Consider the following 14,841-nt stretch of genomic DNA (forward strand, 5'->3'; position numbering starts at 1 on the left):
AGCCTGGGCAGGCGCCAGACCAGATCGCCGTGGCGCTGGCGCAGCGTGTCGCTGATATAGTCGGTGGGCAGGGGTTCGAGCTTGCTCCAATCGAGCAGATCAAGCCACGGGGCATTGACAATGCCGTGAAACAGCCCGCGCACGATGGCCGGGTTGCTGAACAGCAGGCGGTAGCTGGCGTCGTGTTTGTTCACGTGGATAGTCCGACAAGAAGTGGGTATACGTAAACTGTAGAGCCGAAAGATTTACTTGAGACGTTGGAGTGAATCGATTGGTCCAGCGCAGAATTACTGCAGCAGTCGTCGGCTCATAGGCCTTAGGCTGCAGCCGTAATGCCCGCAGTTGCGGGTTTGGCTGGTCCTGCCGATGTGTGGCATAAAAAAAGGCCGGGTGTAAACCGGCCGTTCTGCAGTGCAGCTACTGCCTTAAAGCACGTAGCGCGCCAGGTCCTGACTGCTGGCGGTTTCTTCCAGCTTGTTATTCACGTAGTCGGCGTCTATGGTAACGGTGGTGCCGCTGCTGGCGGTGGCGTCGAAAGACAAGTCTTCCAGCAGTTTTTCCATGACTGTGTACAAGCGGCGTGCGCCAATGTTTTCGGTGCGTTCGTTCACATCGAAGGCCAGTTCGGCCAGGCGCTGTATTCCTTCGTCGGTGAAGTCCAGCGTGACGTCTTCGGTGGCCATCAGGGCATGGTATTGCTTGGTCAGTGACGAGTCGGTGTCGCACAGAATGCGCACGAAATCTTGTGCGGTCAGTGAGTCGAGCTCGACGCGAATGGGGAAGCGGCCCTGCAGTTCTGGAATCAGATCGGATGGCCGAGACATCTGGAATGCGCCCGAGGCAATGAACAGAATATGGTCGGTCTTGACCACGCCGTATTTGGTATTCACGGTTGTGCCTTCAACCAGGGGCAGCAGGTCGCGCTGCACGCCCTGGCGCGAAACGTCGCCGCCAGAGTGTTCCTGGCGGGTGGCGATTTTGTCGATCTCGTCAAGGAACACGATACCGTTCTGTTCGGCATTGGCCACCGCGCTGGTGCGCAGTTCTTCTTCGTTGATGCGGCGCCCGGCTTCTTCTTCCGTGAGCAGCTTGAAGGCTTGCTTGACGGTCATTTTCTTGGGCTTTTTCTTGTCGCGGCCCAGGCCTGCGAACATGCCCTTGAGCTGTTCGGTCATTTCCTCCATGCCCGGAGGTGCCATGATTTCCATCTGTGGCGCCATTTGAGCGACGTCGATCTCGATTTCCATGTCGTCGAGCTTGCCCTCGCGCAGGCGTTTGCGGAAGGTCTGGCGGGCGTTGTTTTCTTCGCGCACGGGTTCGCCGCTGGCGTCGCGCGGTGGCGACACCAGTACGTCGAGGATGCGGTCTTCGGCAGCGTCTTCGGCCTGGGTGCGCACGCGGCGCATTTGAAGGTCGCGCGACTGCTTGACGGAAATTTCGACAAGGTCGCGAATGATGGTGTCGACATCACGGCCCACATAGCCGACTTCGGTAAATTTGGTGGCTTCGATCTTGATGAAGGGTGCGTTGGCCAGTTTGGCAAGGCGGCGAGCGATCTCGGTCTTGCCTACACCGGTGGGCCCTATCATCAGGATGTTCTTGGGGACGATTTCGTGGCGCAAGGGCTCGGGCACTTGCTGTCGGCGCCAGCGGTTGCGCAGTGCGACTGCGACCGAACGTTTGGCGCGGTTCTGGCCAACGATATTTTTGTCGAGTTCGGAGACGATTTCTCCGGGGGTCATATTGGTAGCGGACATAATAAGCGGGACCCTGCTTAAAGTGTTTCGACGATGTGGTTCTGATTCGTGTAGATGCACAAATCACCCGCGATTTCCAGTGACTTCTTGACGATGTCGGCGGGAGCCATTTCGGTGTTTTGCAAGAGGGCCAAAGCGGCCGATTGGGCGTAGGCGCCGCCCGAACCGATGGCGGCCAGACCGTGCTCGGGCTCGAGCACGTCGCCATTGCCGGTCAGCACAAGGGTGTGTTCCTTGTCTGCCACGATCAGCATGGCTTCAAGGCGACGCAGCACGCGATCGGTACGCCAGTCTTTGGTGAGCTCAACGGCGGCGCGCATTAAATTACCCTGGTGTTTTTCCAGCTTGGCTTCGAAGCGTTCTTGTAGCGTGAAGGCGTCTGCTGTGGCGCCGGCAAAGCCGGCCAGTATCTTGTCGTTGTAAAGGCGGCGAATCTTGCGTGCCGTGCCTTTGATGACGATGTTGCCCAGGGTGACCTGACCGTCTCCGCCCAGGGCGACTTGTTCGCCACGGCGAACGCAAATGATGGTGGTAGCGTGAAATTGTTCCATGTATCTTCCTTTGAGCCCTCTAGCTGGGGGCGACGGCCGTAATTTCAAGGGGACGGGCGGGGTGGTTCAGGAAATCTTACTACTTGCAGCATGCGGGCCGACCCTGTTGCGGGCAGGGTTTTGTTTGTTGAACGATGCTACACTCGGGCGGTCCTGTATGGACGACGACGCGGGGCTGCTCGTGCCGCCCCGCGCCCCAACTATCAAAATAAGACAGAGGCATCCATGCACTACATTATTCAGCTTTTAGCCGCAATTCTTATTGGTACCGCCATCGGTGCCGTGCTCAGCCAGCGTACCAAGGCGCTGCTCATCGGCTCCGTCATAGGCATCGTGCTGGGCATAGTTGCTCTGGTCACGGCTTCGTGGGTGCCACTGGCGGTGGGCACGGCCGTCTTCCTGGCGGTCCAGGGGTTGCAGCGCGACAATTATTCATCGCGCGCCTGAGTCATACCGACCGGCGTTGCATAAACCAGCAAGCAATCAGATCGCATGTCTGTGGATTTTGACCATCTGGTCCTGATGATGCGCGATCAGCTGCTTGATCGCGCGCCGCGTCTGCAGGAAGATGGCTTTCATCTTACCGGGGTGTCGGTACATAACCTGGGTTCCATCAATCAGCTCATTACGCTTGATTCGTCGTATATCGAGCTTCTGGGCTGGCCTGCCGGACAGCCTCCGGCGCGCAAGGAAATCGCCGAGCAACCACTGGGATTGGACGCGCTGGTTTTCAGGCCACGCAACGCGGGTGACACCTTCGAGCAGTTGCGCCGGGCGGGTTTCGAAGTGAATCCGGTGCAAAGGCTGGAACGGCTGGTGCCGACAGCGACGGGCACAGGCATGGCCAGGTTCGATACGGTTCGTTTTGCCCGGCAGCCCATACCCGGCTTGCGCATTTACTATTGCCAGCACCTGACGCCCGAGTACATCTGGAATGAAAGCGTCATGCAGCATGAAAATGGGGCACAGTCGCTGCGTGAAATCGTGGTCAAGGCGCCCGACGCGCGCAGTGTTGCCGATACGCTGGCCGTGCTGACAGAAGGGCAGGTACTGGCGGCCGCTGATGACGGTTTCGTGCTGAATCTGCCCAATTTGCGGCTGATGGTGGTGCCTGATGCCCGCCTTTCAGCGCCTGTGATCTGGCAAGCGGCACTGGGCTATCGCGATGGCACGCTACGCCCCTTCGTGTCACCTATATAATCTAATATAAGCATTCAACCATTTGTTATAAGTAAAAGGATTAAGCCGCGTTATCATTCACGGTTTGGTTGACGTACCTATAACACTGGATTTCATTATGCTTAGCACTGCCAAATCAAGCCTGGCGGCAGCAACATTTTTCAAAGCGGTGGCAGGTGGTTTGCTGGCCTTGTCGGCAATATCTTTTGCCCAGGCAGCCGAGCAACAGCCCATACGCCTGGTCGTACCGTTTCCTCCCGGAGGCAGTACCGATATCGCCTCGCGCATTATTCAGCCCAAGCTGGCCGCGCTGCTGAATCGCGACGTAGTCATCGAGAACAAGCCGGGCGCAGCCACGCAGATTGCCAGTCAATATGTCCAGCGCTCCAAGCCCGATGGCAATACTTTGCTGGTCAGCTTTGACAGCCATTCGCTCAATCCTATCGTGCGACCGTTGCCCTACGATACCTTCAAGGATTTTCGAGGTATTACCTTTGCCCTGCGCTTCCCTCTTGTAGTGGGCGTATCGAAGCACGTCGAGGCTAATTCCCTGCAGGAATTTGTGGCCGCTGCCAAGGCCGACCCGGAAAAGTACAGCTATGCCTCAACGGGTCTGGGCTCGCTGAACCACCTCGCTCCGGAAGAGCTCAAGCGCATGGCCGGCATTGAATTGCTGCATGTGCCTTTTGCCGGAGGCGGGCAGGCCATGCAGTCATTGGTAGGCAATATTACTCACGCGGCATTCTTGAGCTATGCGGCGTTCAAACCGCAAATCGAGGCGGGCAACATCAAGCCACTGGCTGTGACAGGCGCCACGCGTATTGCCGACTTGCCGGACGTTCCCACCGTAAAGGAATCGGGTTATCCGGACTTTGAGGCTTATTCCTGGATAGGCATTTTTGCGCCCGCCGAAACGCCCGACGATATCGCCAACACGCTCACCGACGCCTTCCGGAAAGCCTTGACCGACAAGGACGTGAAGGATCAATTGGCTAACCTGGGCTTCGAGGTCATGGCCACAGATGGCCCGACGGTAGATCGCTATGCGGTCGAGCAATACCAGCGCTGGAACAATTTCGTGAAGGAAACCGGCCTGTCGCTGACGAAGTAGACGTATCCGGTGGGCATGCCGGCAAAGGTATGCCCGACTGGTTATTCGTGTTTGATGGCGGTAGCCGAAAGCGTCATCAACATCAGTGTGGCGGCCAGGCCTATGGTGGCCGACAGCCACAAGGCCTGTATGCCGTAGGCGTTCAGGCATATGCCAAATAACCACGGCGCAAGAGCCTGTGCGATGCGTGCCGGCACCATGAGCATGCCCTGGCGGTGTCCATAGCCTTGTGGTCCGAAAATTACCAAAGGCAGTGTGCCTTTGGCTATGGTCAGTATGCCGTTGCCCGCGCCATGCAGCACGCCGAATGCTGCGGCGGCGGGTGCTCCGATTACACCGAAAATCAGCGCACCAATCGGGTGCAGCGCTGCGGCAAGCCGTGCCGACAACAAGGGATGAATCTTGCGCAGCAGGCCGAACTCCAGCAGCCGCGCGGCGACCTGGGCCGGGCCGATAAGCGTGCCGACCAGGACGGCGGTGGCCAGGCTGGTGCCCCCTGCCTGCAGCAGTTGCGGCAGATGCGCGGCCATGGACGTGCTGATGAACCAGGTGGCGGCAAATACAAATGCCAGCACGAATGACGCCCAGCGCCGGTGGCTGCCGTTATCGGCGTCGGGCGCAGGAAGATCTGTTTGCGGCTCAGGGGCCTGTGTTGCGGAGTTTGCGGGCAGTTTTGGCAGGCTTAGATTGAGTCCCAGCCCCAATGTCAGATGCAGTGCCGCCCAGACCAGGCAGGCCCCGCGCCAGCCTATGTGAATTTCCATGAAGGTCGACAGCGGCCAGCCCACGGTGCTGGCAAAGCCTGCAATCAGCGTAATGCCGGTGATCGCACCGCGCGAGCGGTTGCCGTACAAGGCCACCAGGGTTGAAAAGCCGGCTTCATACAGGCCGCTGCCCATGCCCACGCCTATGATCAGCCAGGCTGCGAACAGCCCTATGGGCCCCTGGGCAAGCGCAAGACTCGCCAACCCTAGCGCGAAGACGATGCTGATGATGGACAGCACCGGTCGGCCACCATAGCGGTCGATCAGGCGGCCGGCACCAGGGCCGAGCAATGCGGAAACGATCAGGGCGGCGCTGAAGGCTGCAAACACGGTGGGGGTGGACACGCCCAGGTCGCGGGCCATGGGAGCCGCCAGCATGGCCGGCAGGTAATAGGTCGAGGCCCAGGCCAGTGTCTGGGCCATTCCCAAGCGGATGACTACGCCGGTTCCGGGCTCCACAGGTTTCACATGTTCTATGAGTGCAATACGGTATTTTGCCACGCAGTGGCGTCGTCCGGGTCCGAGCGTATCGGGGCCGCTATCATGGCCCAGGCAAACAGGGCGGCCATGATGGCCCAGTAGGCATAGCGGAAATCGCTTGCTATGCCGAAGATCAGGTAAGTCATGATGTAGGTCGTTCCGCCCAGGGCCACGGCGCCTGCCGCCACGTCGATGGCGCCCGCACGTCGGCGCCACAGTATCGGGATGGCAATGATGTTCAGCAGCAGCCAGAACCAGGGCCGCATGAAGAAGGCATCTTCAACCGAGCCGATGTAGTGCTGGAAGGCCTGGAACAGAGGCTGTTGCGGGTGGACGATGCCAAGATCGTTGTTGTCTATGCCGGGATATCGTGCCCAGTAGGACGATTCGGTACCTATGCGCAGAAAGCTTCCGAAGACGTTCAGGCGGTGTTCGGCATAGGCCAGCGGGTGGTGGCGTATGGCCTGCATCCAGGTGCGCAGGGGTTGCCCGTTGGTGTACCAGCCCGCATCTGTATGGCGGTTCATCACGAACAGGCACTTTTCAGGGTCGGCATAGGCGTTCCAGTCGGTGAGCACGTAGCATTGCATGGCTTGCTGCAGTTCCTGATCGGTAAAGTCCACGCCAAACGCGTTGGTGCCCGAGTTCCTGGTGATGCCGGCCAGATCATAAAGGATCAGGTCGGTGAACATGTCGATTTTTCTGACTTCGTAAACCTGGTCGATGATGGCGGTGCTGACCTTGAGCGTACTCAGGCTGGCCATGCATGACAGCAGGAAGATCATCAGCGCCTTTCTGATGGTGGGTAATTGCGCAAGGTGCAGCAGGACCAGCGCCGTCAGTACGAAAGGCGCCGCTGTGACCGCGTTATGTCGCACCAGCAGGCCGTATGCGAAAACGACATAGGCCAGGGCCATCAGGATATGCCTGGCCGTGCGTTGCGATGGGTGATCGCAGGCATAAATCGCAATGCAGGCGGCGGTCCACCAGCAAACGGCGAGCGTCGTATCTTTCCACAGCACGCCGATGAAATTCAGGATGAATGGCAGCAATAGCACTAAGGGAAGCAGGTAGCCCAGCCATGGCTTGCGTCGGCGTATGGTTTCGGCCAGCAGCAGCGAGCCCAAAGAGAATACGCCAATATTGAACGCCACCATAACGGCGGGAGAGTCCCATAGCCAGCGCAGCGTCTGGAGCAGCAAAATGTAGGCTACCGGATGAGCATTGGTCAGCGGAGCGCTGCCGTCGCTTATGCGCCATGTCTGGAGCGAATCGTAGCTCATGAGCCCGGGGTTCACAGCCAGGAAGGCAGTAAGGAAACAGGCTGCCGTCAGCAGGGCAAGCGGCAACGCAACGTAGCAAGGCCGCGCCGGGTTTGTATCAGTTTGCATGGGCTAGGCCCTGACGGTAATCACGATGCCCAGCATGATCAGCGCCACGCCCACAAAGTACTGAAAATGAAATCTTTCGCCGAACACGAAATGGCTGCCTATGGGAACCAGCACGAAGGCGAGCGCCATCAGGGGATAGACGCGCCCCAGGTCGACTTTCTGCAGCACCCAGACCCAGCCTATGGTGGTGATGCCGTAAAGGCTGAGCGCAATGAAGAGCGTCAGTGCCGTTCGGGGGGCGAACAGGCTGCCGGTTTGTTGCAGAGAATTGGCGCTGAGCTTGAACAGCAGTTGCCCGGCCGCGATCCCCACCACGCATATCAGCGCGACCACTTGTGCAATCATGTCGAAGTTCCGTCTTGATGGCTTTGCTTCAGTTTGCTCTCGTTTTTTGCAGTTCGTTCCTGCATGACATGCAAGGGCCGCCTGGGGACTGAGGCAATGTCGTAGCCTAGAGAAGCCAGAATAAGCTGGCAACCTATCAGAATTGGCAGTGCCGCAACCATGACTGTGCCGGCCGGTGTCGAGGTGCCGTTCCCGCTCAGCACATGATAGCTGCCGAACACGCAGCCGAAAATCAGCAGGGCTATGCCCAGCGGCAGTTCTATCGAGGCCAGGGACAGGTCGCGAAGATAGTAATTATAAAAAATGCGCTTGAGGAAGTTGCGACAATGTTTGACCGAAAACTCACCAATGATTCTCGAGATTTTCAGGTTGCTGACTTCGCTGCCGTATTTGGCGTCCATGGGTACATCAACCACCACGGCACGCAATGTGTTCAGGCGAAACAGCATGTCGGTTTCGAAGAAGTAGCGCGTGCTGATCTTGTGGAAGGGCAGGTGGCGGGCAACGCTGGCGTGGATGGCGGTATAGCCGTTGGTGGGGTCGAACAGATCCCAGTAACCCGATGAAAGCTTGGTCATGAAGGAAAGCAGGGAGTTGCCTATCAACCTTGCCTTGGGCATGGCGCCGATTTTTTCCAGATTGAAAAAACGGTTGCCTTTGGTGTAGTCGGCGTCGCCGGCAAGTATGGGCGCCACGAAGCCCGGGATCAGGGTGGCGTCCATCTGGCCGTCGCCGTCCAGCTTGATCATGATGTCGGCGCCGTCTTCCAGGGCGGCGCGATAGCCTGTCATGACGGCTCCTCCGACGCCCTGATTGACCTCGTGACGCAATATCTTCACTCTGGGGTCGGTGCAGTGCGCTGCAACAAAGTCACCTGAGTGATCGGGGCATTTATCGTCGACGACGTAAATGCTGTCGACCTCGGTGCCTATGCTGTCGATAACGCCAAGAATATGCGCGGTAACGCGATAACAGGGTATTACAACGGAAATGTGTGCTGAAAATTCTGTGTGCATGAGGCCGTCCTGACAGGCTGCTCCAACCACTGAAAAATGCAAGTTCAGGCAGCAACTGCAGCCTACAGCATAAGGGCGGGCCCGACCTTATGCTGTAGGCCAGGGGGCGCCCTGGCGGATGGTTATGCCTCAGTCTCCGTATAGCTTCTGGCGCATTTCGCGGCGTTCCTGCGCTTCCAGCGACAGGTTGGCCGTGGGGCGGGCCAGCAGGCGTGGAATGCCTATGGGCTCACCGGTTTCTTCGCACCAGCCGTATTCACCCGAGTCGATCAGCGTGATGGATTGCTGTACTTTTTTCAGAAGCTTGCGCTCGCGGTCGCGTGTGCGCAGTTCCAGGGCATGCTCTTCCTCGATGGTTGCGCGATCGGCTGGATCGGGAACGAACTGGGTCTCGCGCAGGTTTTCGGTTGTGGCGTCGGCGTTGTTCAGGATTTCCTGTTCAAGCTCTTTCAGACGATTCCTGAAAAATGCCAGTTGATCCGCGTTCATGTATTCGGACTCGGGCATGGCCAACAACTCTTTTTCCGTCAGCAAACGACCCTGATTCTTTGTAGTGGCTGATTTGCTTGTCATGATGCTTCCTCTTGTGGTGTTGGTGACTGGGGCCTGTGCTGCGCCGGTTATGGCGCGCTGCCGCCCTTCATCAAACCAAGCAGTTTTCTAACCCCTGGGTGAAAATGTCCTGGGGAAGTTTACGTCCGATGAATACCATTTTGGTATTGGGCTTTTCGCTGGCCAGCCAAGGCTTGCCCGGTTCTGCGCCCATCATCATGTGCACGCCCTGAAAGAGCATGCGGCGGTTAATACCTTTGAGGTACAAAATGCCTTTGTAGCGCAGCAGGTCGGGGCCATAGACCTGGACGATGCCGCCCAGGAATTCCTCAAGCCGCTCGGGGTCAAAGGCTTTGTTGGAACGAAATACAAACGCGCCGATCTGATCGTCGTGATGTGCGTGGTGGTGGTCGTGATGGTGATCACAGTGGTCGTCGCATTCGCCGTCGTGGTCATGGCCGTGACCGTGATCGTGATCGTGGGCGGCGTCGGGATGCACTTCGGCCAGGAAATCGGGGTCGATGTCCAGGATGGTGTTCAGGTTGAAGCCGCTGACGTCCATCAGCGTGCTCAGGTCGGTTTCGCCGAAACTCACCGGCGTGATCGAGGCGCGCGGATTGATGCGCACCAGCCGGGCGCGCAGCGCCTGGTAATCGACTTCGTTGACCAGGTCTTTCTTGGAAATAAGCAGGCGGTCGGCAAAGCCAACCTGTTTCTGGGCTTCTTCCTGCTGATCCAGCGTTTCCATGCCGTGCTTGGCGTCGACCACGGTAATGACGGCGTCGACCCGGTAGTAGTCGGCGATTTCGTCGTCCATGAAGAAGGTCTGGCAAACCGGGCCGGGATTGGCCATGCCGGTGGTTTCGATGATGACGCGCTCGAAATTCAGCTCGCCCGCCTGGCGCTTGATGCGCAGGTCGTTCAGCGTACGCATGAGGTCGCCGCGCACCGTGCAGCAGACGCAGCCGTTGCTGAGCTCGATGATTTCTTCTTCGCTGTCTTGCACCAGCAGGTCGTTGTCTATGCTTTCGGGCCCGAACTCGTTTTCGATGACCGCGATGCGTCGTCCGTGATACTCGGTAAGTATGCGTTTGAGCAGGGTGGTTTTGCCAGCCCCCAAAAACCCGGTAAGTATGGTGACCGGAACCATTTTGCTTGCTTGTTCAGCGGCTTTCATCGTGTGCCTCGCGAGCGCGGACCTTGAAATTCGCCCGCCACTGGGTGATGCATGCCGGGGGGCGGCTCTGGGGTAGCGCAGAAAAACTCAACGTGCGATTACATCACAGCATACGCTTTAGAGCAAACCTCTGCTGTCAGTGCGTATGCGTTCTGCAATTTCCGCAAAGGGCGCGCAGTTCGGTTTCGTGATCGGAGAGTGCAAAACCGGCGCTGGCGACCTTGTCGGCCAGCTGGCGGCTGAGCGCCGGATCGCTCAGTTCCGCAACGGTGCCGCACTGGGTGCAGACGACCAGTAGATCATGCGGCTGGCCCGCTGCATCCAGGCAGGCCGTCCAGGCATTGATGGCGTCCAGCCTGTGAACCAGGCCCTCGTCGACCAGGAAGTCCAGGGCGCGATACACCGTGGGGGGCGCCGCGCCCGGCTGGACGGCGCGGATCAGGTCCAGCAGTTCATAGGCCTTGACGCTGCGATGCTGGCTGAGCAGGATTTCGAGCACTTTGCGGCGTATGGGGGTCAGCCGCTTGCCGCGCTGTGCGCACAGCGATTCGGCCGTCTGCAGCTTGGCAGCCAGGGCGGAGGGCTGTGTCGAATGGTCGGCGGACATGGCGTGGTTCTCGGTCGGGTAAACAGGGCTCACAGTAAAAGTGGGGTTCGGGGCCAGCATGACATAAATCGCGTGGTTTGGCCTGTACAGGTTATGTTATAACATAACCGATGCTATAATTTCCTGATTTCCGATCACATAGCCGTCGTTTTCCCGTCCCCATGCATCGTGCTCCCTCAACTGCCAGTGGTCCGCGCCGATATCGCGGCTCTGCCTTGCTCGCGTCCTGCCTGCAGCGCGTCCTGCGCGTAGCGCCGGCTGTGCTGGGCTTGTGGCTGATGACTGGCTGGGCGATGGATTGGTGGTAATTCCATGAGTCAGGCCGTCATAGAGCTGGATCAGGTGTCGTTGGGCTGGCGTGATCGCATCGCCGTGCGGGACGTCTCGGGCGCCTTCGCGCGCGGGTCCCTCACCGCCATCGTCGGGCCGAATGGCGCAGGCAAATCAACACTGATCAAAGGCATCATGGGTTTGCTCAGCCCTTTGCGCGGACAAATCCGGCTGGCGGGCGATGCCCGCACCCAAATGGCTTGCCTGCCGCAACAAGGCGAGCTTGATCGAAGTTTTCCCATCAGCACCTACGATCTGGTAGCGATGGGGGCCTGGCGCAGGACGGGCTCCTGGCGGCGTTTTCGCACAAGCGAGCACGACCGGGTGCAAAGTGCGCTCGAGGCCGTGGGGCTGGCCGATTTCGGGCCACGCATCATAGGTACCTTGTCTGGCGGACAGTTGCAGCGTGCCCTGTTTGCACGGTTGTTGCTGCACGATGCCGACACATTGCTGCTCGATGAGCCCTTTTCGGCGATTGATCGGCACACAACGGAAGATTTGATGGCTGTGATGCAGTCCTGGCATGCCGAAGGGCGCACGGTGATCGCGGTGTTGCACGATATCGAGCTGGTCCGTGCCTGCTTTCCGCAAGCCTTGCTGATGGGCGGGCAGGCGGTTGCCTGGGGGCCGACGCAGCAGGTGCTCACCGCCGAGAACCTGCACCTGGCACGGCATCTGTGCGCAGGAGACTACCTGTGATGTGGCTGTTTGACCTGTTGTTCGGCCCCTTTATCGAGTACGGTTTCATGCGCCGGGCGCTTGCGGGTTCGCTGGCGCTGGCTTTGGCCGCAGGCCCTATGGGCGTGTTTCTGGTGCTGCGTCGCATGAGCCTGATGGGCGATGCCATGGCCCATGCCATTTTGCCGGGCGTCGCGGTGGGCTTCCTGGCCTCCGGTCTGTCGCTCAGCGCCATGACAGTGGGCGGAATGATTACCGGTCTGACGGTTTCGATGCTGGCCGGCGCGGTGGCCAGGCTGACGCCCCAGCGCGAGGATGCCAGCTTTGCCGCTTTCTATCTGGTTTCGCTGGGCCTGGGGGTGTTGCTGGTTTCTCTGCGCGGGTCCAATATGGATTTGATGCATGTGCTGTTCGGCACGGTATTGGGTCTGGATGACGGCGCCCTGCTGTTGGTAACAGCTGCATCCACTGTCACACTGGTGGCACTGGCCATGATATTCAGGCCACTGGTGCTCGAATGCCTGGATCCGTTATTTTTGCGCAGCCAGGGTGCGATGGGGCTGCTCATACACATGCTGTTCCTGGTTTTGCTGGTCATGACACTGGTTACCGGTTTTCAGGTGCTGGGCACGCTGATGGTAGTGGGCATCATGATGCTGCCGGCCACGGCGGCCCGTTTCTGGGCCGGATCGGTCGGCAGGCAGATGGTGCTGTCGGCGGCGATAGGTGCCCTGGTGTCTTATGTCGGCCTGCTGTTTTCATATTATGTTGATGTGCCTGCGTCGCCCGCCATTATCATTGCTGCAGGTTGTGTTTATTTTGTATCCATTTTCTTTGGCCCCCATGGTGGCCTGATGCAGGCGGCAAGCCAGGCACGGGCACGCCGACAACGACTGTCCAGAATTTCGGAGAACCTCAATGGCTAGCATGACATCCATCCGGCCTTTTCAGCGCATACGCCGGCTATTGTTGGGCGCCTGCCTGATCAGCGGTTTATCGGGTGTTCCGGCCCTGGTTCTGGCCGAGCACAAGGCCACCGAGGGGGCACCACTCAAAGTAGTGGCCACCTTCTCTATTCTGGGCGACCTGGTCAGCGAGATCGGCGGAGCGCATGTCAACCTGACCACGCTGGTGGGGCCCAATGGCGATGCGCATACATTCGAGCCGTCGCCCACCGATGTCAAGGCACTGGCCCAGGCCGAGGTGCTGGTGTTGAACGGACTGGATTTCGAGGTCTGGCTGCCACGGCTTATTGGTTCGGCCGGTTTCCAGGGCCACCAGGTGCTGGCATCGAAAGGCGTGGCGGTGCGCGATCTGCACCCGGAACACCACGAGGGACACGATGATCATGCCGGCAACAACGATCAACTTCATATTCACGGCGAGGACGATGTTGATCCCCATGCCTGGCAAAGCCTGGAGAACGGCATCATTTATGTGCAGAACATTGCCGAAGGCCTTTCCAGTGCAGCGCCAGAATTTCGTGCTTTCTTCAAGAATCGCGCAGATCTGTTGATCGAGCAGCTGACAAAACTGGATAAGGAAATCAAGCTGACGCTGTCGGTGATTCCGCCAGAAAAACGTAAGGTTGTCAGTGCGCACGATGCGTTTGGCTACTTTGCCCAAGCCTATGGCATTCAATTTATTCCGGTGGCGGGCCTGGCCAGTCAGGCCGAGCCGTCGGCCCGGGAAATGGCCGCCATCATCGACCTGATCAAGAAAGAGGATATCAAGGGCGTATTTCTGGAAAACAGCAGCAGCTCCAAGCTTGCGACCCAGATTGCGCGCGAAACCGGGGCCGTGGTGGGAGCGACCTTGTACTCCGATGCCCTGGCGCCCGCCGGGCAGCCTGGTGCTACCTACCTGGGCATGTTCATCTGGAATGCCGGTCAGTTGATCTACGTGCTGCAGGGCGATCCCGAAAAAAATCGTTAGCGTTCCGTCGCGAGCTAGCGCTTGCGGCCTGCGCGCGGATGAGCCTGATCGTAGGCCTGTGCCAGATGCTGGAAATCCAGGCGCGTATAAATTTGCGTGGTGGAAATGTTGGCATGCCCGAGCATTTCCTGCACGGCACGCAAGTCTTGTGCGGATTGCAGCATATGGCTGGCGAAACTATGGCGCAGGCTGTGAGGGTGAATATGCACAGGCAGACCCACCAGGCTGGCCAGCTTGTTCAGCTGTAGTTGCACCACTCGTGGCGAGATGCGCTTGCCGCGCGCGCCCAGAAACAGCGCCGCCGCGGTATCGGGGTCGGTTGAGCCGGCCAGCAATTGATCTCGTTTGCACAGCCATATTTCAATGGCGCCCATGGCCTTGCCGCCCAACGGGACGCTGCGTGTTTTGCCGCCCTTGCCCTTGACGATGGCCGACTGTTCGTCGGGTTGTATCCAACTGCTGGACTCGTAACCGGCTGTGCGCGTGTAGCGGCAGTCAAGACTGACCAGTTCGGCAAGGCGCAGGCCGCTGGAATACAGTATCTCGAACATGGCCTGATCACGACAATCAAGGGCGGTTTCGGGTGCTGGCAGATTCGGGCGATCCAGCAAAACCTGTGTCTGTTCGACCGACAGTGCCTTGGGCAGGCTGCGTGGGATTTTGGGGGCACGCACACCGGTCACCGGATTCGATTCCATGCCGATTTGCGGGGCCCACCATTGAAAAAAACCACGCCAGGCTGCCAGCGCACGTGCCAGGCTGCGAGGCTTCAGACCTTGCCCGTGCAGGCGTGCAACCGCCTGCCGGATATGACTCTCGGTGCAATGCTCCAGCTTCAAGTCGGGGTGGCACACGACAAGATGGTGCAGGTCTTGCCGATACCCCGCCAGCGTGTGGGCGGAATAGCGGCGATGGCCCTGCAGGTGTGCAAGCCATTGCTCCATGTGGGCGGGCAGGGCATGCATGGC

Annotated in this window: 17 protein-coding genes; 6 read left to right on the forward strand and 11 right to left on the reverse strand. The window is 59.0% G+C overall.

Features of this window, described 5'->3' with window-relative positions; translation table 11 throughout:
- The 3 genes from LKR43_RS15245 to hslV form a co-directional block, all read right to left on the reverse strand.
- On the reverse strand, positions 1-194 hold a 194-nt coding region (locus tag LKR43_RS15245; protein WP_227684940.1), incomplete at its 3' end, for an Rpn family recombination-promoting nuclease/putative transposase.
- Positions 195-425: 231 nt separating this feature from the next.
- On the reverse strand, positions 426-1,757 hold the full coding sequence (hslU, locus tag LKR43_RS15250; protein WP_227685073.1) for an ATP-dependent protease ATPase subunit HslU: 1,332 nt from the start codon (positions 1,755-1,757) through the stop codon (positions 426-428).
- Between the two features lie 17 nt (positions 1,758-1,774).
- Positions 1,775-2,308, reverse strand: a complete 534-nt coding sequence (hslV, locus tag LKR43_RS15255; RefSeq protein WP_227685074.1) for an ATP-dependent protease subunit HslV — start codon at positions 2,306-2,308, stop codon at positions 1,775-1,777.
- Positions 2,309-2,533: 225 nt separating this feature from the next.
- Between hslV and LKR43_RS15260 the strand changes: the two genes are divergently transcribed.
- From LKR43_RS15260 to LKR43_RS15270, 3 genes are all read left to right on the forward strand, one after another.
- Positions 2,534-2,755: a hypothetical protein gene (locus tag LKR43_RS15260; RefSeq protein ID WP_227685075.1), complete on the forward strand. Its 222-nt coding sequence runs from the start codon at positions 2,534-2,536 to the stop codon at positions 2,753-2,755.
- A 45-nt stretch (positions 2,756-2,800) separates the two neighbouring features.
- Positions 2,801-3,508 (forward strand): VOC family protein, encoded by a 708-nt coding sequence (locus LKR43_RS15265; protein ID WP_227685076.1) that lies wholly within the window; start codon positions 2,801-2,803, stop codon positions 3,506-3,508.
- 97 nt (positions 3,509-3,605) lie between these two features.
- Entirely contained in the window at positions 3,606-4,598 is a 993-nt protein-coding gene (locus tag LKR43_RS15270; protein WP_227685077.1) for a tripartite tricarboxylate transporter substrate binding protein, read from the forward strand.
- A gap of 41 nt (positions 4,599-4,639) precedes the next feature.
- Here LKR43_RS15270 and LKR43_RS15275 read toward each other — a convergent pair whose 3' ends face one another.
- The 7 genes from LKR43_RS15275 to LKR43_RS15305 all read right to left on the reverse strand — a co-directional run bounded on the left by LKR43_RS15275 (position 4,640) and on the right by LKR43_RS15305 (position 10,930).
- Positions 4,640-5,785, reverse strand: coding sequence for an MFS transporter (locus LKR43_RS15275; RefSeq protein WP_255676100.1), 1,146 nt, complete (start codon positions 5,783-5,785; stop codon positions 4,640-4,642).
- A 50-nt stretch (positions 5,786-5,835) separates the two neighbouring features.
- Entirely contained in the window at positions 5,836-7,233 is a 1,398-nt protein-coding gene (locus LKR43_RS15280) for a hypothetical protein (RefSeq protein ID WP_227685079.1), read from the reverse strand.
- 3 nt (positions 7,234-7,236) lie between these two features.
- Complete coding sequence (locus LKR43_RS15285; RefSeq protein WP_227685080.1) at positions 7,237-7,578, reverse strand: EamA family transporter; 342 nt, start codon at positions 7,576-7,578, stop codon at positions 7,237-7,239.
- On the reverse strand, positions 7,575-8,594 hold the full coding sequence (locus LKR43_RS15290; protein WP_227685081.1) for a glycosyltransferase family 2 protein: 1,020 nt from the start codon (positions 8,592-8,594) through the stop codon (positions 7,575-7,577). Before LKR43_RS15290 ends, LKR43_RS15285 begins: the two co-directional genes overlap by 4 nt.
- Before the next feature lie 129 nt (positions 8,595-8,723).
- Entirely contained in the window at positions 8,724-9,167 is a 444-nt protein-coding gene (gene dksA / locus LKR43_RS15295) for an RNA polymerase-binding protein DksA (RefSeq protein ID WP_227685082.1), read from the reverse strand.
- Between the two features lie 70 nt (positions 9,168-9,237).
- Positions 9,238-10,323, reverse strand: a complete 1,086-nt coding sequence (locus LKR43_RS15300; protein WP_227685083.1) for a GTP-binding protein — start codon at positions 10,321-10,323, stop codon at positions 9,238-9,240.
- Positions 10,324-10,459: 136 nt separating this feature from the next.
- Positions 10,460-10,930, reverse strand: a complete 471-nt coding sequence (locus tag LKR43_RS15305; RefSeq protein WP_227685084.1) for a Fur family transcriptional regulator — start codon at positions 10,928-10,930, stop codon at positions 10,460-10,462.
- A 312-nt stretch (positions 10,931-11,242) separates the two neighbouring features.
- Here LKR43_RS15305 and LKR43_RS15310 point away from each other — a divergent pair, with 312 nt between their 5' ends.
- From LKR43_RS15310 to LKR43_RS15320, 3 genes are read left to right on the forward strand one after another with little or no spacing between them, the layout of a single operon-like run.
- Positions 11,243-11,959: a metal ABC transporter ATP-binding protein gene (locus LKR43_RS15310; RefSeq protein ID WP_227685085.1), complete on the forward strand. Its 717-nt coding sequence runs from the start codon at positions 11,243-11,245 to the stop codon at positions 11,957-11,959.
- Positions 11,959-12,864, forward strand: coding sequence for a metal ABC transporter permease (locus LKR43_RS15315; protein ID WP_227685112.1), 906 nt, complete (start codon positions 11,959-11,961; stop codon positions 12,862-12,864). The genes LKR43_RS15310 and LKR43_RS15315 overlap by 1 nt, the downstream gene beginning before the upstream one ends.
- The gene (locus tag LKR43_RS15320) at positions 12,857-13,873 is read left to right on the forward strand and encodes a metal ABC transporter solute-binding protein, Zn/Mn family (protein ID WP_227685086.1); all 1,017 of its coding nucleotides are present in this window, start codon (positions 12,857-12,859) and stop codon (positions 13,871-13,873) included. The genes LKR43_RS15315 and LKR43_RS15320 overlap by 8 nt, the downstream gene beginning before the upstream one ends.
- Positions 13,874-13,887: 14 nt before the next feature.
- On the opposite strand, the gene xerC is transcribed toward LKR43_RS15320, so the two are convergent.
- Positions 13,888-14,838 (reverse strand): tyrosine recombinase XerC, encoded by a 951-nt coding sequence (xerC, locus tag LKR43_RS15325; RefSeq protein ID WP_227685087.1) that lies wholly within the window; start codon positions 14,836-14,838, stop codon positions 13,888-13,890.
- Positions 14,839-14,841 lie beyond the last annotated feature (3 nt).

The organism is Pusillimonas sp. MFBS29 (assembly GCF_020687695.1).
Lineage (GTDB): Bacteria > Pseudomonadota > Gammaproteobacteria > Burkholderiales > Burkholderiaceae_B > Pusillimonas_C.